At 73.8% G+C, this 233-nt stretch carries 1 protein-coding gene; it reads left to right on the top strand.

The annotated features are described in order from the left end of the window. A partial coding sequence (locus SB753_RS41690) for a hypothetical protein (protein WP_410805770.1) occupies positions 1–233 on the top strand: 233 nt, incomplete at both ends.

Raw genomic sequence — 233 nt, forward strand, 5'->3', positions numbered from 1 at the left:
GGCGATCGGGTTCGCCGGCGGCGCGGCGGCGCGGGTGATCGTGCTGTCGATCCCGGACTGGGGCCTGACCCCGTATGCGCGCCAGCAGAGCCGCGATGCCGGCCTCGTCGCCGCCGAGATCGACGCCTTCAACGCCGTCGCCGCACAAGCCTGTGCAGCTGCCGGCGTGGCCTTCATCGACATCACTCCCGAGAGCCGGCGACAGGCGCCCGACCCGGCCATGCTCGCCGACG

The sequence above is a fragment of the Paraburkholderia sp. SIMBA_053 genome, from assembly GCF_046534895.1.
In the GTDB taxonomy this organism is placed as follows: domain Bacteria; phylum Pseudomonadota; class Gammaproteobacteria; order Burkholderiales; family Burkholderiaceae; genus Paraburkholderia; species Paraburkholderia caledonica.